Raw genomic sequence first — 19,007 nt, 5'->3', positions numbered from 1 at the left:
GCCGGCCGGTTCGCTCGCACGAACCATTGCCGCGGCCCACGGCGCTCAGCCTGGGCTGGAAGTCGAACGACGTCCGACAACGTCGTCAAACTGGGAGGACTGGTGGTCCCTCGGCTCACGACCACCGCAGCGCTGCTCGTGACGGGCAGCAGGGCGGACTGGTCTCGACCCTGCCCACCACGGGCAGCATCGGCGCCGGCCCGGACCACGACTTCGACACCACCGCGCCGTCGACCTTCGACCAGGACCAGTACGCCGCCGCCCACACCCACGACGGCGAGGTCGGTGACGCGGCCACTACCGGACCCACCTGACCGACTACGGCGGCATCGACGTGGAGGCCACGGCCGACACGCGCATCGGCGTCGAGCGCTCCACGTTCCACGACGGCCCGCGCACGTCTTCGTCAACGTCGGGCAGGCCAACGAGCGCAACCCGGTCACGGCCACCGGGGTGGAGGCGGTCGACGACCACACGGTGCGGTGCTGGGTGCGCAACGCGGTCTCCGGCGGTGCAGGCCTGCGCGGCGCGTGGCTGACCTTCGACCACGACCAGGTCACCACGACCACCTCGGTGTCCTACGTGGACGCCGCGGGCGCGGACGCGAACCTGGCCGTCGAGGGCTCTCGCGACTTCGACCAGGTCCGCGCGCAGACCCAGGACCGGTGGCGCCGCGAACTCGGACGGATCGAGGTGCGCGGCGGAACTCCCGACGACACGGCGGTCTTCCCCACCTCGCTGTACCACGTGCTGCTGCAACCGTCGACCGCCACCGACGTCGACGGCCGGTAGCACGACCCCGGGCGCCGCACCGGCCTCCCCTGCGCGGGGTGAGGCTCAGCCCCGGCGCAGGGTCCTGCTGGCCGCCGCGATGATCGCGGTGGCCAGCACCCAGCCGGACACCATCAGCACCCACATGACGGCCTTGGACGGACCGACCACGTCCCAGGCCTTCTCGTGCCCGAGGTCCAGCAGCGGGATGAGCAGGTCCAAGGCGTACAGGAACGGGTCCCAGGTGGGGTGCTCGTCGGCCTTGACCGGGCACGGCCCCGGTTCGGCCGCTCCCCCGCTGAGGCAGGGCCCGCTCCCCAGCGCGAAGGCGGCACCGCCAGCGATCCAGAGGAACACGAACAGCACCACAGCGCGCGCCGACCGGTAGCCGTAGCCGAGGACGAGGTCCTGCACACCACCCCACGCCCGCCTGAGCAGGTGGCCGGTCCGCGCGAGCGTCCCCCGCGCTCCCCACTGCTGGTAGGACCGCCGGACCGCAGCGAGCCGCACCGCACGCGCGTCGTCGTCGTTGCCCGCCGCGGTCAAGCACGTGGCCAGCTGCTCGTACGGGCCCGGAGCGAACTTCGGCGTCGCACGGGCCAGCCAGTCCAGCCGCTGCCGCAGCGTCATCCCGGTGCCGAGACGGCTGTAGGCGAACCCGGACAGGTCGATCTCACTCCCCACCGGCCACGCGTCCGCCCGGTCCAGCAGGAGGTCGACCTGCGCGTTCGCCAAGTGCACCGACCCAGCAGGGGCCTCCCCAGGCAGGAGCCGGAGCACCCCGGCCTTCAGCCGCGCGGCGTCGAGCGCGCAGTCGCCGCCGAGCACGGCACCGTCGAACCGGAGGTCACCAACGGTCGCGTCCGTCAGCACGACCTTGCGCCGGAACTCGCTGCGCCCCAGGTCGATCCGGCGACCCACGGAGGTGCCGGTGAGGTTCAGGGAGAAGGCCCCGAGCTCGTCCAGGTCCTCCCGGAGAGCGCCGCCGGTCACCGTCGCCGCGGTCATCCGCAGCACGTGGGCCACGGTGGAGGACGTCAGGGCCACCCCACCGTCGACCGAGACGTCGGCCAGGACCAGGTTGTCCGCTGTCATGCTCGACATGGTCAGCGCGACGGTGCCGGGAGAGGTCAGCTCGGCCCCGGCGAAGGTCGCGTGGGGGGTGACGACGTTGACCACCCGCATCGAGCCGGTGCACCGGAACTCCTGGTTCGCCCAGATCGCCCCCTCGACGGTCGTGTCGGCGAAGTACGCGACGTGCTCCCCTCCGCCAGGACCTTCCAGCGACGACGTGTGCAGGTCCAGGTCGCCGCCCACCTTGTTGCCGGTCAGCCGCAGCCCGCCGACCACGCGCATCCCGTCGAGGAGGACGTCACCGGAGATCTCGCTGTTCGCGATGCCGAGCGCTTTCGCGCCGGAGTTCGTCAACGTCGCCGCGGTGAGCGAGACGTCGCCGGTGACCGCGCAGTTGTTCAGGTTGACCACGACAGCGTCGATCCCGTCGAGCATGACGTCGCCGTTGATGGTGCAGTTGGCCAGCGAGACCTGCTCCGTGACCCGGGTCGCCCGCTCCAGCCGGAACCCGGTGCCGAACGAAGCGCCGAACGCGTTGACGGCGAGCCCGCCGCGACCGTGGAGCCGTGCGCCGCAGAGCCGGAACGCACCACCGATGCGGGTACCGACGAGGTTGACGAAGCCCGTCACCTCGGGGGCCTCCAGAGCTTCGACCCCGTCGGTCACGTCCGACCAGTCGAGAGCGATCGCGACGTCGCCGGCCGGTTCGGAGATCTCGCCCTCGTCCAACCGGAGTTGCCCGGAGATGGCGGCGTGCCTGATGTCCACGGTCCCAGCGCAGCGGAACCCGTCCGACAGGTACACCGAGCCGCGGACCTCGGCTCGGCACAGGTCGATCGCGCGATCACCCGGTTGCTCGACCTCCGCGTCGCGGAGCTGGACGTCACCTCCGACGCGCGCGCCGGAGAAGTGGAGCTCGCCGTCGCTGCGCACAGATCCCGCGAACACGTCGAGACCGATGTTGGCCACCTTGGCGAAGACCGTCATGCCCCCGGGGCTGCTCAGCGTCGCCTCGTCGAGGAACAGGAAGCCCGTCACGACGGCGCCCGCCATGAAGAACGTGCCCGCGAGATCGATCCCGGTCGCGATCAGGTCGCCGTCGACCTGGGCGCCCATGAGGTCCACGGCGTTGTCGTCGTTGTGGACACGACTCCCGGTCAGCACGAGGTCGCCCGCCGTCCGCGCGTCCTCGAGGTCGATGTGCCCGACCTCGCGCAGGTGGCTCAGCGCCAACGGCCCTTCGCAACGCAGCCGGGCGGCGCGGATCGCGGTGACCTCGCAGGAGTCCAGGTGGATGCGGGCAGCGCGGGCGTCGTGGAGCAGGACTTCGCCGTCGAACCGGCACCCTTCGAGGTGGACGGGGACCGGGACGGCGCAGTCGGACAGGTCCAGATCGCCGGTGATCTCGGCTCCGCTCAGTTGGAACGAACGGCGCCGCCCTTCCTCGTGGGGTGCCGTGACCAGGCGCGCGATGACGTCGGCGCGGACGGCCTCGCCGTCCAGCTCCAGGGGTTCGCGACGTTCGAACGCCTCGCACAGGCGCTCCTCCACGGGTGAGAGATCCGCCCTCCACGTGCCCCGCCCCAACCGCTCGCTCCCCTCTGCCCACGATCTGCAGCGCAAGATAGCGGAGCCGGGTGGGCGTGGAGGGCCTCCTCCGCGGATGCCTGGGCGGTCGACCGTCGAGGACCGGCCCCGGCGCGATGATCACCGCATCGAGCGACAGGTGATCGATCGAAACCGTGTTCGACACCTGGCATCATCGAGGCATGAGCCCGCCGATGACCCCACCGTCCGGTGTGGACCGACGAGAACACCGGCACGACCACCGCGCCACAGGAGGGATTCCCGATGCGCAGCACCGCGTGGGACCACAGCGAGACGGTCCGCGACCGAGCCGGGAACGGTCGCGACCACTGCGGGGACCACCGAGCACGTCGTCAGCGGTCGCTCCGCACCGGGCCGTCGCCGTGACGCGGGTCCGCCAGCGCGAGACCGACCGGGAACGCGCCGACCCGCACCCCACCGGTCAGCCGACGCCGGACCCGGGTCCCAGTCAGAACACCCCGCCGCGGCGGGGCAAGGACCTTGACAACTCCACAGCGGGCACGAAAGAGGGGCGCCGGGCGACGAACGCCCGACACCCCTGGTTCGCGTCGGACCTGGAGATCACACGGTGAACCCGAGAGCACGCAGCTGCTCGCGGCCTTCCTCCGTGATCTTCTCCGGCCCCCACGGGGGCATCCACACCCAGTTGATGCGGAAGTCCTTGACGAGACCGCCGCCCGGGCCACCGGTGAGCGCGGCCCGCGCCTGCTCCTCGATGACGTCGGTCAGCGGGCACGCCGCCGAGGTCAACGTCATGTCGACGGTGGCGGTGTTGTCCTCCTCGACCCGGATGTCGTACACCAGGCCGAGGTCGACGACGTTGATCCCCAGCTCGGGGTCCACGACGTCACGCAGCGCCTCCTCGACGTCTTCCAGCGAGGCGACCTCGGCGGACGGCGACGTCTGGTCGGGCAGCGCTTCGGCGGTCCGTTCGACGTCGGTCTCCTGCTGCACCGGGGCTTGCTCGCTCATGAAGCCTCCTCGACAACGACGCGGGACACCGCGTCCTTGAAAGCCATCCAACCCAGCAGCGCGCACTTCACGCGCATCGGGTACTTCGCCACGCCCGCGAAGGCGATGCCGTCCTCCAGGACGTCCTCGTCCGGCTCCACCTTGCCACGGCCGTGCATCAGCTCGCTGAACGCCGACTCAGTGGCCATCGCCTCCTTCAGCGGCTTGCCGACCACCAGGTCTGTCAGCACCGACACGGAGGCCTGGCTGATCGAACAACCCTGCCCCGCGTAGGACACGTCCTCCACGATCGCGTCCTCGTCGGCACCGATCAACCGAACCCGGAGGGTGACCTCGTCGCCGCAGGTCGGGTTGACCTGGAACGACTCGGCGTCGTAGGGCTCCCGCAGCCCGTGGCGGTGCGGATTGCGGTAGTGGTCCAGGATGATCTCCTGGTACATCTGCTCCAGCTGCATGAAGAGTTTCCCCGGCAGGTCCGGTCAAGCCACCCCGAAGAAGCGCTGCGCCTCGCGCACCGCGTCCACCAACGCCTTGACCTCGTCCAGTTCGTTGTACAAGTAGAACGACGCCCGCACGGTCGCCGGAATTCCCATCCTGCGGTGCAGCGGCCACGCGCAGTGGTGCCCGACCCGGACCTCCACGCCCTGGTCGTCCAGCACCTGGCCGGCGTCGTGCGGGTGCACCCCGTCGACCACGAACGACACGGTGCCACCGCGGTCCTCGACGCTGGTCGGGCCGATGATGCGCACCCCGTCGACCGCCGACAGCTCGCGCAGCGCCAGCTCGGTGAGCTGCCGCTCGTGGTCGGCGACGCGGTCCATGCCGATCGCGCTCAGGTAGTCCACCGCCGCGCCCAGGCCGACCGCCTGGGAGGTCATCGGCACGCCGGCCTCGAACCGCTGCGGCGGCGCGGCGAACGTGGAGCGCTCCATGTGCACCACTTCGATCATCGAGCCGCCGGTGATGAACGGCGGCATCGCCGCCAGCAGCTCGCGGCGTCCGTAGAGCACGCCGATGCCGGACGGGCCCAGCATCTTGTGCCCGGAGAACACCGCGAAGTCCACCCCGAGCGCCTTGAAGTCGACCGGCTTGTGCGGCACCGACTGGCAGGCGTCCAGCACCACCAGCGCACCGACCTGGCGGGCCCGCTCGACGACCTGCTCCGTCGGGTTCACCGTGCCCAGCACGTTCGACTGGTGGGTGAAGGCCACCACCTTGGTCCGCTCGGTGATCACGCCCGCCACGTCGGACAGGTCCAGGCGACCCTCGTCGGTGACGCCGAACCAGCGCAGCGTGGCACCGGTGCGCTCGCACACCTGCTGCCACGGCACCAGGTTCGCGTGGTGCTCCATCTCGGTCACCACGACCTCGTCACCGGGGCCGAGGCGGAAGCGCTCGGCCTCCGCCCCGGCCGTCGCGGCGTTGCTCATCGCGTAGGCGACCAGGTTGACGCCCTCGGTGGCGTTCTTGGTGAACACCACCTCGTCCGCGTCGACGCCGACGAAGCCGGCGATGCGCTCCCGGGCGCCCTCGTACGCGTCCGTGGCCTCCTCGGCGAGCTGGTGCGCACCGCGGTGCACCGCCGCGTTGGAGTGCTCCAGGAAGGAGCGCTCCGCGTCGAGCACCTGGCGCGGCCGTTGCGAGGTCGCCCCGGAATCGAGGTACACCAGGCGACGCCCGTCGCGGATGGTGCGTCCCAGGATCGGGAAGTCCGCGCGGATCGCCGCCACGTCCAACGGCGTGCTCGCACCGCCGGTGCGAGGAGGCTGAACGGTCATGACTGGGCTGCCGCCTCCTTCTTCGCAGTGAAGCGCACGTAGCCGTTGGCCTCCAGCTCGTCGGCCAGCTCGGCCCCGCCCGACTCCACGACCTTGCCGTCGGCGAAGACGTGCACGTAGTCCGGGGTGATGTGCTTCAGGATCCGGGTGTAGTGCGTGATCAGCAGGACGCCCTTGCCGCCCTTGGCGTGGTACCGGTTGACGCCCTGCGACACGACCCGCAGCGCGTCGACGTCCAGACCGGAGTCGGTCTCGTCCAGGATCGCGAACTTCGGGTCCAGCAGGTCCAGCTGCAGGATCTCGTGCCGCTTCTTCTCACCGCCGGAGAAGCCCTCGTTGACGCTCCGCTCGGCGAACGACGGGTCGATGTCCAGGTCCGACATGGCCTGCTTGACTTCCTTGACCCACTTGCGGATCTGCGGCGCCTCGCCGCGGACCGCGGTCGCCGCGGTGCGCAGGAAGTTCGACATCGACACGCCCGGCACCTCGACCGGGTACTGCATGGCGAGGAACAGACCCGCGCGAGCCCGCTCGTCGACGCTCATCTCCAGCACGTCCTCGCCGTCGAGCAGCACCGAGCCGGAGTCGATCTGGTACTTCGGGTGACCGGCGATGGCGTAGGCCAGCGTCGACTTGCCGGAACCGTTCGGGCCCATGATCGCGTGGATCTCGCCCGAGCGGACGGTCAGGTTGACGCCGTTGAGGATCGGCTTGGCGCCTTCCTCGGTGAGGACCGAGCCGTGCAGGTCCTTGATCTCCAGGGTGGCCATTGTCTTCTTCGATCTCCTGTTCAGGCTTGGGGGTCAGGCGCCGACGACGGCGAGTTCGTCCTCGATGGCGGCTTCGAGCCGCTCGCGGACCTCGGGCACGGTGATCTTCTGCAGCAGCTCGCCGAAGAAGCCGCGCACCACCAGGCGGCGGGCCTGGTCCTGCGGGATGCCCCGGGCCTGCAGGTAGAACAGCTGCTCGTCGTCGAAGCGGCCGGTGGCGCTGGCGTGGCCGGCGCCCTCGATCTCACCGGTCTCGATCTCCAGGTTCGGCACCGAGTCGGCACGCGCGCCCTCGGTCAGCACCAGGTTGCGGTTGAGCTCGTAGGTGTCGGTGCCCTCGGCCTCGGCACGGATCAGCACGTCACCGATCCACACCGAGTGCGCCGAGTCGCCCTGCAGCGCGCCCTTGTACAGCACGTTGCTGCGGCAGTTCGGCACCGCGTGGTCGACCAGCATCCGGTGCTCGAGGTGCTGACCGGCGTCGGCGAAGTACAGGCCGAGCAGCTCGGCGTCGCCACCCCGGTCCCCGTAGTTGACGGTGGTGTTGACCCGCACCAGGTCACCGCCGAGGGTGACCGCCAGGTGCCGGAACACCGCGTCGCGGCCCAGCTTGGCGTGCTCGGAGCTCACCTGGGTGGCGTCGTCCTCCCAGTCGTGCACCGAGATGACGCGCAGCTGCGCACCGTCGCCGACGACGAACTCGATGTTGTCGCCCAGCGTGCCGGAGCCGCGGTAGTCGACGACGACCACGGCTTCGGCGAACTGCTCGGCACGCACCTGGATGTGCCCGAACGCGACCTGACCTTCGCCCGGCCCGTGCACCGTGACGGTGATCGGGCCCTCCGGCTTGGTCTCCTTGGGGACGGTGACGACGGTCGCCTCGGTGAAGGAGCTCCACGCCTGCGCGGCGACGCGGTCGGCGGGCACGCCGCCCTCACCGATCCGCGCGTCCTCGCGACCCACGGTCTCCACGGTCGCCCCGTCGCCGGTGACCTCGACCTTGATGTTGCCGGTCGCGGTGGCGGTGCCGTCGTGCAGGCCCTTGAGCCGCTTCAGCGGCGTGAACCGCCAGTCCTCCTCGCGACCGCCGGGGACCTCGAAGGCCTCGACGTCGTAGGAGGTGAAGCGCGACCCCCGGGAGACCTGCGGCACGACGGCGCCGCCGTGCGAGTGCTCGCCGAGGCCGTGCTGGGCGTCGGTCTTGGTGGTGCTCGTCATCTCAGCCGACGGCCCCTTCCATCTGCAGCTCGATCAGTCGGTTCAGTTCCAGTGCGTATTCCATGGGGAGTTCGCGGGCGATCGGCTCGACGAAGCCGCGCACGATCATCGCCATCGCCTCGTCCTCGGTCAGGCCCCGCTGCATCAGGTAGAACAGCTGGTCGTCGCTGACCTTCGACACCGTGGCCTCGTGGCCCATGGCGACGTCGTCGTTGCGGACGTCGACGTACGGGTAGGTGTCGGAGCGGCTGATGGTGTCGACCAGCAGCGCGTCGCACTTGACGTTCGACGAGGAGTGGCGGGCGCGCTTGGCGACCTTCACCAGGCCCCGGTAGGAGGTGCGGCCACCGCCGCGGGCGATCGACTTGGAGACGATCGTCGAGGAGGTGTGCGGCGCCAGGTGCTCCATCTTCGCGCCGGCGTCCTGGTGCTGGCCCTCACCGGCGAACGCCACCGAGAGCACCTCGCCCTTGGCGTGCTCGCCCATCAGGAACACCGACGGGTACTTCATGGTCACCTTGGAGCCGAGGTTGCCGTCGACCCACTCCATGGTCGCGCCCTCTTCGGCCTTGGCGCGCTTGGTGACCAGGTTGTAGACGTTGTTCGACCAGTTCTGGATCGTCGTGTAGCGGCAGCGGGCGCCCTTCTTGACGACGATCTCGACGACGGCCGAGTGCAGCGAGTCGCTGGAGTAGATCGGCGCGGTGCAGCCCTCGACGTAGTGCACGTAGGCACCCTCGTCGACGACGATCAGGGTCCGCTCGAACTGGCCCATGTTCTCGGTGTTGATCCGGAAGTAGGCCTGCAGCGGGATGTCGACGTGCACGCCCGGCGGCACGTAGATGAAGGAGCCGCCCGACCAGACCGCGGTGTTCAGCGCGGAGAACTTGTTGTCACCGGCCGGGATGACCGAGCCGAAGTACTCCTTGAACAGCTCCGGGTGTTCCTTCAGGCCGGTGTCGGTGTCCAGGAAGATGACGCCCTGGGCCTCGAGGTCGTCGCGGATCTTGTGGTAGACGACCTCCGACTCGTACTGGGCGGCCACACCCGCGACGAGGCGCTGCTTCTCCGCCTCCGGGATGCCCAGCTTGTCGTAGGTCCGCTTGATGTCCTCGGGCAGGTCGTCCCAGGTCTGGGCCTGCTGCTCGGTGGAGCGGACGAAGTACTTGATGTTGTCGAAGTCGATGCCGGACAGGTCGGCACCCCAGTTCGGCATCGGCTTGCGGTCGAACAACCGCAGCGCCTTCAGACGGGCCTCGAGCATCCACTCGGGCTCGTCCTTCTTCGCCGAGATGTCACGGACGACGTCCTCGTCCAGACCACGGCGGGCGCTGGCGCCCGCGACGTCCGGGTCGGCCCAGCCGTACTCGTAGTTGCCGACACTGGCCAGGATCTCGTCCTGGCTCAACTGCTGGTCAGCCGTGGTGGGTGTGCGCTGCTCCGCAGCGGCAGTCATACGGGCTCCCCTCCATCAGGATTCGGGGCGGTGTTCGGGTCGGGATCCGCGAACCGCGTGGTCGGCACGTGCGTGGTGCAGACCGCATCGCCGTTCGCGATGGTGGCCAACCGCTGCACGTGGGTGCCGAGGACCTCGGCGAAAGCCGCGGTCTCGGCCTCGCACAGCTGCGGGAAGTCCGCAGCGACGTGCGCCACCGGGCAGTGGTGCTGGCAGAGCTGCTCGCCGCTTCCGACGCTTCGCGTCGAGGCAGCGTAGCCCTCCCTGGTGAGCGCGTCGGCAAGGGCCTCAGCGCGCTCCGCCGGGTTGCGGGCGGCCGCCAGCGCCTCGCGGTGGTTGGCCACCAGGGCGGCCATCCGTCGCTCGGCGAACTCGCGGACCGCCTGCTCGCCGTCGTGCTCGGCGATGAACCGCAGTGCGGCCACCGCCAGGTCGTCGTAGGCGTGCCCGAACCGTGCCCTGCCCACCTCGGTGAGGAGGAAGAGCTTGGCCGGCCGGCCACGGCCCCGACGCCTCCGCGGGGAGGCCTCCCGGGTGTGGGCCTCGCCCTCGGCGACCAGCACGTCGAGGTGCCGGCGCACCGCGGTGGGGCTCAACCCGAGTTCGTCGGCCACCGCTGCAGCGGTGATCGGTCCTCGTTCCAGCAGCAATCGCGCGACCGCGTGCCGGGTGCGTCCGTCGCCGTGCGTGCCGTGCTGGGCGGCCTGGCCCGGCTCGGCCGCCGCAGCGGTTGACGTCCCGACGTTTTTCACAACACGAATGTTACCTATTTCGGCCCGGGGCACCAGAACGCAGGGCGCGCCCGTGACCTGACTCACGCGATTACGCTACGTCGTCGTGGCGGCAGGTGAAGCGACCAGCAGACGAACGGCTCCCGACGAGGCGGCCGAACCCCTGGACCGGGGCGAGCGGCGTCAGCTCGACGTGGTCCGCCGGTTCGGCACCACCGGCTCGCTGGTGCTCGCCGTCGGATCGATCGGCGCCGGGGCTGCCCCGGTGGACAACCCGCTGTCCGGGGCCCGGCTGATCGGGCTGCCCGTCCGGGTGCCGACGGTGGCCATGGCCTGCTGCTGGCTGGGCATCTTCATGGTCGTGATCGCCTGGCTGTGGCTGGGCCGGCTGTGCTGGCCGGGACGCGGGCGGATGCTGTCGGTGACCCAGCTGGCCCGCACGCTGGCGATGTGGGCGCTGCCGCTGGCGCTGGCCCCGCCGCTGTTCAGCACCGACATGTACAGCTACCTGGCGCAGAGCGAGGTGGCCGCCCGGGGCTTCAACCCGTACGTGCTGGGCTCGGCCGCCGCGCTGGGCGTGGACCACCCGTTCACCGCGAACGTGCCCAACATCTGGCGCGACACCCCGTCCCCGTACGGGCCGCTGTTCCTCATGTTCGGGCAGGTCATCTCCCGCGTCGTCGGCGACGACGTGGTGTTCGGGGTGCTGGTGTGGCGCGTCGTGATGCTGTGCGGTCTGGCCCTGGCGATCTGGGCGATCCCGCGACTGGCGCGCCGCTGCGGGGTGCACCCGGCCGCCGCGCTGTGGCTCGGCGCGGCCAACCCGATCGTGCTGTTCCACGTGGTCAGCGGCATGCACAACGAGGCCCTGATGGTCGGCATCATGCTGGCCGCGATCGAGCTGGGCCTGCGCTACCAGACGCTGCCGGGCACCATCGCCGCCGGCGTGCTGCTCAGCATCGCGGGGGCGATCAAGCCGCCGGGCTGGATCGCGCTCGGCTTCTTCGGCATCTACCTGGCGCTGCGCCGGGGCGGCCGGTTCCGCGACCTGTTCGGGGTGGCGGCGCTGCTCACCGCGGTGTTCCTGACCACCATGACGATCATCACGGTCGCCAGCGGCTGGGGCCTGGGCTGGATCGACACCTTCGACGTGCCGAACCGGGTCAAGACGTTCATGGCGCCGCTGACCGCGTTCGGCATGACCGGCGGCGGGTTGAGCACGCTGCTGGGGCTGGGCAACCAGACGGACGCGATGCTGGTGATCACCAAGATCATCGGCTACCTGGTGGTCGCGGTGGTGTGCGTGCGGATGCTCTGGCTGTCCTTCCGCGGGCGCGTCGAGCCGCTGGCCGGGATGGGCATCACCTACCTGACGCTGGCGCTGGCCGTGCCGGTGCTGTGGCCCTGGTACCTGCTGTGGTCGGTGGTGCCGCTGGCGCTGGCGACCAACAACAACCGGTTCCGGGTCACCGCCGCGGTGATCTGCGCCGCGGTGTCGCTGTTCGTGCCACCGACCGGGGCCGGCTTCCCGCTGCGCGTGTACCAGATCCCGTTGGCCGTGATCGCCGCGGTCATCGCCTTCGCGATCACGCTGTGGCTGGTGCGCGGCAAGGTGCCCCGGCTGCTGCCGACCCGCAGCGGTGTTCGGCCGGTCACGCAATAGGCTTGGTTCCCGTGAGCAACGCCGATGGTCCGGCCGTCCAGCTGCGCGGACTGGAGAAGCGCTTCGGTGACACCGTCGCCGTCGCCGGCCTCGACCTGTGCTTGCCGCGCGGCAGCGTCTTGGCGCTGCTCGGGCCGAACGGCGCGGGCAAGACGACGACCGTGGAGATCTGCGAGGGCTTCCAGCGCCCCGACTCCGGCGAGGTCCGCGTGCTCGGGCTGGACCCGCACACCCAGGCCGAGGCGCTGCGGCCCCGGATCGGCGTGATGCCGCAGGGCGGCGGCGCCTACCCCGGGGTGCGGGCCGACGAGATGCTCGAACTGGTCGCCGCCTGCGCCGCGGACCCGCTGGACCCGGCGTGGCTGCTGGACGTGCTCGGCCTGGCCGGCGCCCGTCGCACCCCCTACAAGCGGCTCTCCGGCGGCCAGCAGCAGCGGTTGTCGCTGGCCTGCGCGCTGGTGGGGCGGCCGGAGCTGGTGTTCCTCGACGAGCCGACCGCGGGCATGGACCCGCAGGCGCGGCGGTTGGTCTGGGACCTCGTCGGCGCGCTGCGCCGCGACGGGGTGAGCGTGCTGCTCACCACGCACCTGATGGACGAGGCCGAGGCGCTGGCCGACCGGGTGGTGATCGTCGACCACGGCCGCGCGGTCGCCGACGGCACCGCCGCCGAGCTGACCGAGCCCGAGGACGGCAAGCAGGAGCTGCGCTTCCGCTCCCAGACCGGGCTGGACCTGAACCTGCTGCTGGCCGCGCTGCCGGAGGACTGCCAGGCCAGTGAGCTGCGGCCGGGCGACTACGTGGTCCGTGGCCACGTGGACCCCCAGGTGGTGTCCACGGTGACCGCCTGGTGCGCCCAGCACGGGGTGCTGGCGCAGGAGCTGCGGGTGACGCGCCGCAGCCTGGAGGACGTCTTCCTGGAGCTGACCGGACGGGAGCTGCGATCGTGAACGCCGAGGCCAACGCCACACCGGAGCTCGGCGCCCAGTTCCCGGCCGGCACCTTCACCCCGAAGCCGGGGCGGGGCCGGCCGCTGCGGATGCTGCTGGCGCAGACCCGCGTCGAGGCGCTGCTCATCGTCCGGCACGGCGAGCAGGCGCTGCTCACCCTGGTCATCCCGCTGGCGCTGCTGGTCGGCCTCAGCGAGCTGCACATCGGGGACCTGCCGGAGCCGCGGGTGAACTCGGTGGTGCCGCGGATCCTGGCGCTGGCGGTGATGTCCACGGCGTTCACCGGGCAGGCGATCGCGCTCGGCTTCGACCGCCGCTACGGCGTGCTCAAGCGCCTGTCCGCGACGGCGCTGCCGCGCTGGACGCTCATCTCCGGCCGGGTGCTGGCGACGCTGCTGGTGGTGGCGCTGCAGGCGGTCGTGCTCGGGGTGGTCGCGGTGCTGCTGGGCTGGTCGCCGCACCTGTCCGGGCTGCTGCCCGCGGTGCCGCTGCTGGTGCTGGGCGCGCTCGTCTTCGGCGCCGCCGGGGTGCTGGTGGGCGGCGCGCTGCGGGCCGAGATCGTGCTGGCGCTGGCCAACGCGATCTGGTTCGTCCTGCTGCTGGCCGGTGGGCTGGCGCTGCCCGCCGCGGACCTGCCCGGCCCGCTGGGGACGCTGGCCGGGTTCCTGCCGTCCGGGGCGCTCGCGGCCGCGCTGGACGCCGTGCTGGTCAACGGCACGCTGCCGGGCCCGCAGCCAGTCCTCGTGCTGCTGGCCTGGGGCGCGGTGTGCGGCGCCGCGGCGGTGCGCACCACCCGCCTCACCTGAGCCGTGACGCGGGCGCCCACCGGATCTAGGGTGTGGCCATGACCGAGATCGCCCGCCGGGCCAAGAGCGCCCTGGAAGTCATCCACTCGATGATCTACTTCGCCCCGGAAGCCGAGGAGGGCTTCGCTGCCCTCGGCCTGGAACGGGGCCGGATGTCCTACTACGCGGGCCGGTCGGCGGCGATGGGTCCGGTCGGGCCCGGCGTGGTCGCGGCGACCTTCTACAACTTCAACCCCGAGTCGGTCGCCAAGCACATCCCGCGCGCCTGGTCGATCGCCTCCCCGAGCGCGGTGCTGGAGGCCCGCTTCCGCGCGGCCGACGCGGCGCTGCGCCGGATGCTCGACGACGTCGCCTCGCCGGCGGTGACCGGGGCGGCCGAGCTGGCCCGCGAGGCGAGCCTGGCGTGCGGCCCGGAGGGCAAGCCGCTGTTCGCCGCGCACGCCGACCTGGACTGGCCGGACGAGCCGCACCTGCGCCTCTGGCACGCGGTCACGCTGCTGCGCGAGTTCCGCGGCGACGCGCACATCGCGGCCCTGCAGCACGCCGACCTCAGCGGTCTGCAGGCACTGGCGCTGCACAGCGCGACCGGCGAGGGCTTCAAGCCGTCGGCGGCGCGGACGCTGCGCGAGTGGAGCGAGGCCCAGTGGGCCGAGGCGGAGCAGCAGCTGCGCGAGCGCGGTCTGGTCGACGACGAGGGCGGGTGCACCGAGGCGGGGCTCGCGCTGCGCGAGGAGGTCGAGGTGGCGACCGACGCGATGTCGATGGCCCCGTGGCGCGCGCTGGGCGAGGCCCGGACCGAGGAGCTGGTCGAAACCGGCCGCCAGCTGACCCGGACGCTGCTCAAGGCCGGCGCTCTGCCGCGCGACTTCTTCGGCCGCGACTGAGCTGGGCCTGCGGACGGGCGGGTCCACGCCCGCGGCTACCATCGGAGCGTGCCGCTTCCAACGTGGATCTCCCGCCCGTCCCCGCGCGTCGTGCGCACCCTGGCGCTCGCGGTGCTGGTGATGCAGGCGCTGATCTCGGTGACCGGTGTGACGGTGCGCGTGACCGGCTCCGGGCTCGGCTGCCCCACCTGGCCGCAGTGCTTCCCCGGCAGCATGGTGCCCGTCGAGCACCCCGAGGTGGCGACGCTGCACCAGGTGATCGAGTTCGGCAACCGGCTGCTGACGGGCGTGATCGGCTTCGTCGCGCTGGCCTGCTTCGTGGCCGCGCTGCGCTGCCGGCCGCGGCGCACGCGACTGGTCCGGCTCGCGCTGGTCATGCCCCTGGGCGTCATCGCGCAGGCGATCATCGGCGGCATGACGGTGCTGGTGAACCTGGCCTGGTGGAGCGTGTCGGTCCACTTCATGGCCTCGGCGGTGCTGATCTGGCTGGCCACGCTGCTGTACAAGGCCACCAAGGAGGGCGACCGCGAGCCGGTCGGCGTGGTGCCGACGCGGATGCGCGCGCTGCTGGTCGCCCTGGTCGCGGTGACCGCCGCGGTGCTGGTCGCGGGCACGTTGGTGACCGCGGCGGGCCCGCACGCCGGCGACCCGGACACCCCGCGGCTGGGCCTGCCGGTGCACGGCCTGGTCCAGGTGCACGGCCTGCTGGTGATGGCCTACGTGCTCATCCTCGCGGTGTTCGGCGTGTGGCTGCGCAGCGCCCGCCCCACCAAGGCGCTGCTGAAGACCTACGGCGCGGCGTGCGCCATGGTGCTCGTGCAGGGCGCGATCGGCTCGATCCAGTACCACCTCGGCGTCCCGGAGGCGATGGTCGTGCTGCACATGGCCGCGGCCACGCTGGTGATCATCGTCACCGCCCTGCTGTGGGGCGAGTCCCGCTACCGCGGTCCGCTGCCGGAGCCGATCGAGGCGCCGAAGGCGGCCGAGCCCGCCGCGGCCTGAGCCGGGTCAGAAGCGGAGCTTCGGCCTGCCCTCGCGTTCCCAGCGGCGCCACAGCTCGGGCATCTCGCCGGACAGCCACTGGTAGAACTCGTGCACCGCGCGCAGGCGCCGGGCGCGCTCGCCCTGGCCGCTGAACATGCGCAGGCCGGCCGCGGTGAGCTCCTCCAGGCCGACCACCCGCTCCATCCGGTGGCGGACGAGTTCCGGCCAGCGGTCCTCCTCCACCCGGTACAGCGCGGCTTCCCGGCCCTGGCGGGTGGTCTTGGAGACCACGCCGAGCCGCATGAGCAGCCGCACGTTGGTGCTGATGGAGCCGGTGCTGGCGGCCAGCGCGAGGGAGAGCTCGGCGGCGGTGCGTTCCGGCGGGTCGCAGACGAGCAGGAACGCCAGGATCCTCCCGGCGATCAGCGGCATGCCCTCGCTGGCTTCGAAGTGCGCCGCCATCTGCTCGATCCACTCCGACATGGCCGGCCGGTCGGTGCGCTGCACGTACTCGGGCACGACGACTCCAGGGTGATCGAGTTCAGTCCTCGCTAAAACGGTAAACCACAGCGAAGGTCGTCGTCACCCGTGACCGACCGGCGTGTCGGGTGGGCAGGGTCAGCGGGCGCGCGGACCGGCCATCTTCCGGCGGTGCGCGGCACCGATCTTCACGGCCGCGACGGTGTCCGCGTCCCACTCGTGGGCGGACAGCCCCTCGACGGCCTCGACCAGGGCGTTCCCGGTCGCGACGTCGGGCACCACGACGTCACCGATCCGGCCGTCCTGCCCGATCAGCACGACGCGCGCACCGGGCTGCCCGAGGTTCTCCACGACCGCGCGGGCGGAGTCGCCGTGGGCGCTGACGAACGCCTTGGCGGCCGCGATCGCCTTGCGGGCGGGAGCAGTGGTCTCTTCAGTAGCCGTCGTCATACCGCGATCCTAGAACAACCTGGTGGGATGATCGGCGCAGCGGGCTGATCCCAGCAGACGACCACGCACAGGAGGAGACACCATGCGAGCCATCCGGGTAGCGGAGCACGGCGGACCCGAGGTCCTGCAGCTCACCGAGGTCGACGCGCCGGAACCGCAGCCCGGCCAGCTGCTGGTGCGGGTCGCGGCGAGCGGCGTGAACTTCATCGACACCTACCAGCGCAGCGGCATCTACTCGGTGGAGCTGCCCTTCACCCCCGGCTCCGAGGGCGCCGGCGAGGTGGTCGCGGTGGGTGACGGGGTGACCGAGTTCTCGGTCGGCGACCGGGTCGCCTGGGCGATGACCCCGGGCAGCTACGCCGAGCAGGCGCTGGTGCCTGCCGACAAGGCCGTCCGGGTCCCAGCGGGCGTGGACGAGCGCACCGCGGCGGCGGCGCTGCTGCAGGGCCTGACCGCGCACTACCTGGTCACCTCCACGCACCCGGTGAAGACCGGGGAGACCGCGCTGGTGCACGCCGCCGCGGGTGGCATGGGGCTGCTGCTGACGCAGCTGATCAAGCACCTCGGCGGCAACGTCATCGGCACCGTGTCCACGGCCGAGAAGGAGCAGCTGGCCCGCGAGGCCGGGGCCGACGAGATCATCCGCTACACCGAGGAGGACGTCGCCGCCACCGTCTCCGACCTCACCGACGGGCGCGGTGTGGACGTGGTCTACGACGGGGTCGGCAAGACCACCTTCGACGCCAGCCTGGCCAGCCTGCGCCCGCGCGGCATGCTCGCGCTGTTCGGCGCGGCGAGCGGCCCGGTGCCGCCGGTGGACCCGCAGCGGCTGAACTCGGCCGGATCGGTGTTCCTGACCCGCCCGAGCCTGGCGCACCACATCCTGACCCGCGAGGAGCTGGACTTGCGGGCCGGTGAGCTGTTCGAGTGGATCAGCAACGGGGTGCTCACCATCCACGTCGGCGGCACCTACCCGCTGGCCGAGGCCCGCCGCGCCCACGAGGACCTGGAGGGCCGCCGCACCACCGGCAAGCTCGTGCTGCTGCCGTGAGCGAGTGGGGCTCCCCGGACCGCCCGGGGAGCCCCGCCCGCGGTCAGGAGAACGGCCAGCCGAGCACCGGCAGGCCCAGGGCGCAGTCCACCGCCAGCGCCACGAACACGACCATCAGGTACGTGTTGGACAGGTGGAACAGCTTCAGCGGCTTGGTCTTCTCACCGCGCTTGGTCGCCGCGTGCAGCCGGTGCGCCAGGACCAGGAACCAGGCGCCGGTCACCGCCGCGAACACCGCGTAGAGCCAGCCGGTGGCCGGGACCAGCAGCAGCGTCCAGAGCACCATCAGCCAGGTGTAGGCGACGATCTGCCGGGAGACGTAGGCCGGCTCGGCGACCACCGGCAGCATCGGCACCCCGGCGCGCGCGTAGTCGTCCTTGTACTTGATCGCCAGCGCCCAGGTGTGCGGCGGGGTCCAGAAGAAGATGACGCCGAACATCACCAGCGCCGGCCAGTCCACCCGGCCGGTCACCCCGGCCCAGCCGATCACCACCGGCATGCAGCCGGCCGCGCCGCCCCAGACGATGTTCTGCGCCGTGCGGCGCTTGAGCACCAGCGTGTAGACGAAGACGTAGAACAGGATCGTGCCGACCGCCAGCACCGCGGACAGCAGGTTCGTCGTCGCCCAGAGCCAGGCGAAGGACCCGATGCCGAGCACGATGCCGAAGACCAGCGCGTGCCGGTTCGAGACGGTGTGCCGCACCAGCGGGCGCGCCCTGGTGCGCTTCATGACCTGGTCGATGTCGGCGTCGGCCACGCAGTTCAGCGCGTTGGCGCTGCCCGCGGCCATGGTGCCGCCGACCAGCGTGGCGATCACCAGCCACGGCGACGGGATGCCGCGCTCGGCCAGCATCATCGCCGGGATGGTGGTCACCAGCAGCAACTCGATGACCCGCGGCTTGATCAGGCCCACGTAAGCCTTCAGCAGCTCGGCGGGGCGCCGGGCGTGCTGCTGCTCGCGGGGGGCGTCGACGGTGGTGGTCACGACGCTGCGCTCACCGGCGACATGGCACTCCTTGGCGAATCGGACGACCTGGTCGACCTGGACGTGGCACAGGACCGACCGCTCCTGAATAGTAGGCGCGCTACGGTACGGGACTCCGCGCGGGTGGCGACAACAGCGGGTGACCCCAGTCACGCAGCGTGGCGAGTATCCTGGGAGCTGGTTCCGATCAGCGGGACCTCTCGTCGCCCGTCAGCACGACATCGCAGGTGAAGCGATGGTCTCGGGCCGACATCCGATCAACCCGCAGACGGCGGGACGGCAATCCAGACGGGTCGGCGCGTGCCCGATCGGACACGACTAGGCTGCCCGTCGGACGAGGGATAACCGCGGTTCGAATCGGTCCAGCGACCGCATTCAC

At 71.4% G+C, this 19,007-nt stretch carries 19 protein-coding genes; 8 read left to right on the top strand and 11 right to left on the bottom strand.

The genetic code is table 11. The annotated features are described in order from the left end of the window. Window positions 1-26 precede the first annotated feature (26 nt). Window positions 27-314 carry a hypothetical protein gene (locus HNR68_RS26785; protein ID WP_246330437.1) on the top strand — a complete coding sequence of 96 codons (288 nt, stop codon included), beginning with the start codon at window positions 27-29 and terminating at the stop codon, window positions 312-314. Window positions 315-453: 139 nt separating this feature from the next. Then, the gene (locus HNR68_RS27415) at window positions 454-792 is read left to right on the top strand and encodes a glycoside hydrolase domain-containing protein (protein WP_343050085.1); all 339 of its coding nucleotides are present in this window, start codon (window positions 454-456) and stop codon (window positions 790-792) included. 45 nt (window positions 793-837) lie between these two features. On the opposite strand, the gene HNR68_RS12110 is transcribed toward HNR68_RS27415, so the two are convergent. The 8 genes from HNR68_RS12110 to HNR68_RS12075 form a co-directional block, all read right to left on the bottom strand. Then, on the bottom strand, window positions 838-3,396 hold the full coding sequence (locus HNR68_RS12110) for a hypothetical protein (RefSeq protein WP_179720503.1): 2,559 nt from the start codon (window positions 3,394-3,396) through the stop codon (window positions 838-840). Window positions 3,397-4,014: 618 nt separating this feature from the next. Continuing rightward, entirely contained in the window at window positions 4,015-4,425 is a 411-nt protein-coding gene (locus HNR68_RS12105; protein WP_179720501.1) for a metal-sulfur cluster assembly factor, read from the bottom strand. Further along, window positions 4,422-4,880 (bottom strand): Fe-S cluster assembly sulfur transfer protein SufU, encoded by a 459-nt coding sequence (gene sufU, locus HNR68_RS12100; protein ID WP_179720499.1) that lies wholly within the window; start codon window positions 4,878-4,880, stop codon window positions 4,422-4,424. Before sufU ends, HNR68_RS12105 begins: the two co-directional genes overlap by 4 nt. Window positions 4,881-4,904: 24 nt before the next feature. After that, on the bottom strand, window positions 4,905-6,203 hold the full coding sequence (locus tag HNR68_RS12095; protein ID WP_179720497.1) for a cysteine desulfurase: 1,299 nt from the start codon (window positions 6,201-6,203) through the stop codon (window positions 4,905-4,907). Beyond that, window positions 6,200-6,973: a Fe-S cluster assembly ATPase SufC gene (gene sufC, locus HNR68_RS12090; RefSeq protein ID WP_179720495.1), complete on the bottom strand. Its 774-nt coding sequence runs from the start codon at window positions 6,971-6,973 to the stop codon at window positions 6,200-6,202. The genes HNR68_RS12095 and sufC overlap by 4 nt, the downstream gene beginning before the upstream one ends. Before the next feature lie 33 nt (window positions 6,974-7,006). Next, a complete protein-coding gene (sufD, locus tag HNR68_RS12085; protein ID WP_179720493.1) occupies window positions 7,007-8,191 on the bottom strand; it encodes a Fe-S cluster assembly protein SufD in 1,185 nt (394 codons plus the stop codon). Window position 8,192: 1 nt separating this feature from the next. Then, window positions 8,193-9,647 carry a Fe-S cluster assembly protein SufB gene (gene sufB / locus HNR68_RS12080; RefSeq protein WP_179720491.1) on the bottom strand — a complete coding sequence of 485 codons (1,455 nt, stop codon included), beginning with the start codon at window positions 9,645-9,647 and terminating at the stop codon, window positions 8,193-8,195. Beyond that, window positions 9,644-10,399 (bottom strand): helix-turn-helix domain-containing protein, encoded by a 756-nt coding sequence (locus HNR68_RS12075; protein ID WP_179720490.1) that lies wholly within the window; start codon window positions 10,397-10,399, stop codon window positions 9,644-9,646. Before HNR68_RS12075 ends, sufB begins: the two co-directional genes overlap by 4 nt. A gap of 85 nt (window positions 10,400-10,484) precedes the next feature. Here HNR68_RS12075 and mptB point away from each other — a divergent pair, with 85 nt between their 5' ends. The 5 genes from mptB to HNR68_RS12050 are packed head-to-tail and all read left to right on the top strand — an operon-like array spanning window position 10,485 to window position 15,680. Next, window positions 10,485-12,041, top strand: a complete 1,557-nt coding sequence (mptB, locus tag HNR68_RS12070; RefSeq protein WP_179720488.1) for a polyprenol phosphomannose-dependent alpha 1,6 mannosyltransferase MptB — start codon at window positions 10,485-10,487, stop codon at window positions 12,039-12,041. An 11-nt stretch (window positions 12,042-12,052) separates the two neighbouring features. Further along, the gene (locus tag HNR68_RS12065; protein WP_179720486.1) at window positions 12,053-12,988 is read left to right on the top strand and encodes an ATP-binding cassette domain-containing protein; all 936 of its coding nucleotides are present in this window, start codon (window positions 12,053-12,055) and stop codon (window positions 12,986-12,988) included. Further along, complete coding sequence (locus tag HNR68_RS12060; protein WP_343050084.1) at window positions 12,985-13,794, top strand: ABC transporter permease; 810 nt, start codon at window positions 12,985-12,987, stop codon at window positions 13,792-13,794. Before HNR68_RS12065 ends, HNR68_RS12060 begins: the two co-directional genes overlap by 4 nt. Window positions 13,795-13,832: 38 nt before the next feature. Then, window positions 13,833-14,678, top strand: a complete 846-nt coding sequence (locus tag HNR68_RS12055) for an SCO6745 family protein (RefSeq protein WP_179720484.1) — start codon at window positions 13,833-13,835, stop codon at window positions 14,676-14,678. A gap of 48 nt (window positions 14,679-14,726) precedes the next feature. Then, the gene (locus tag HNR68_RS12050) at window positions 14,727-15,680 is read left to right on the top strand and encodes a COX15/CtaA family protein (RefSeq protein WP_179720482.1); all 954 of its coding nucleotides are present in this window, start codon (window positions 14,727-14,729) and stop codon (window positions 15,678-15,680) included. 6 nt (window positions 15,681-15,686) lie between these two features. Here HNR68_RS12050 and HNR68_RS12045 read toward each other — a convergent pair whose 3' ends face one another. Next, window positions 15,687-16,181 carry a transcriptional regulator gene (locus HNR68_RS12045; RefSeq protein WP_179720480.1) on the bottom strand — a complete coding sequence of 165 codons (495 nt, stop codon included), beginning with the start codon at window positions 16,179-16,181 and terminating at the stop codon, window positions 15,687-15,689. A 99-nt stretch (window positions 16,182-16,280) separates the two neighbouring features. After that, complete coding sequence (locus HNR68_RS12040; protein WP_179720478.1) at window positions 16,281-16,592, bottom strand: hypothetical protein; 312 nt, start codon at window positions 16,590-16,592, stop codon at window positions 16,281-16,283. A gap of 82 nt (window positions 16,593-16,674) precedes the next feature. Between HNR68_RS12040 and HNR68_RS12035 the strand changes: the two genes are divergently transcribed. After that, window positions 16,675-17,643, top strand: coding sequence for a quinone oxidoreductase family protein (locus tag HNR68_RS12035; protein ID WP_179720476.1), 969 nt, complete (start codon window positions 16,675-16,677; stop codon window positions 17,641-17,643). Between the two features lie 43 nt (window positions 17,644-17,686). On the opposite strand, the gene HNR68_RS12030 is transcribed toward HNR68_RS12035, so the two are convergent. Continuing rightward, on the bottom strand, window positions 17,687-18,628 hold the full coding sequence (locus tag HNR68_RS12030; RefSeq protein WP_179720474.1) for a heme o synthase: 942 nt from the start codon (window positions 18,626-18,628) through the stop codon (window positions 17,687-17,689). Window positions 18,629-19,007 lie beyond the last annotated feature (379 nt).

Origin of the sequence: Saccharopolyspora hordei, from assembly GCF_013410345.1 — a bacterium.
GTDB lineage: Bacteria > Actinomycetota > Actinomycetes > Mycobacteriales > Pseudonocardiaceae > Saccharopolyspora > Saccharopolyspora hordei.
The sequence above is the reverse complement of the archived record's forward strand: the minus strand, read 5'-3'. Positions and strand labels throughout refer to the sequence as shown.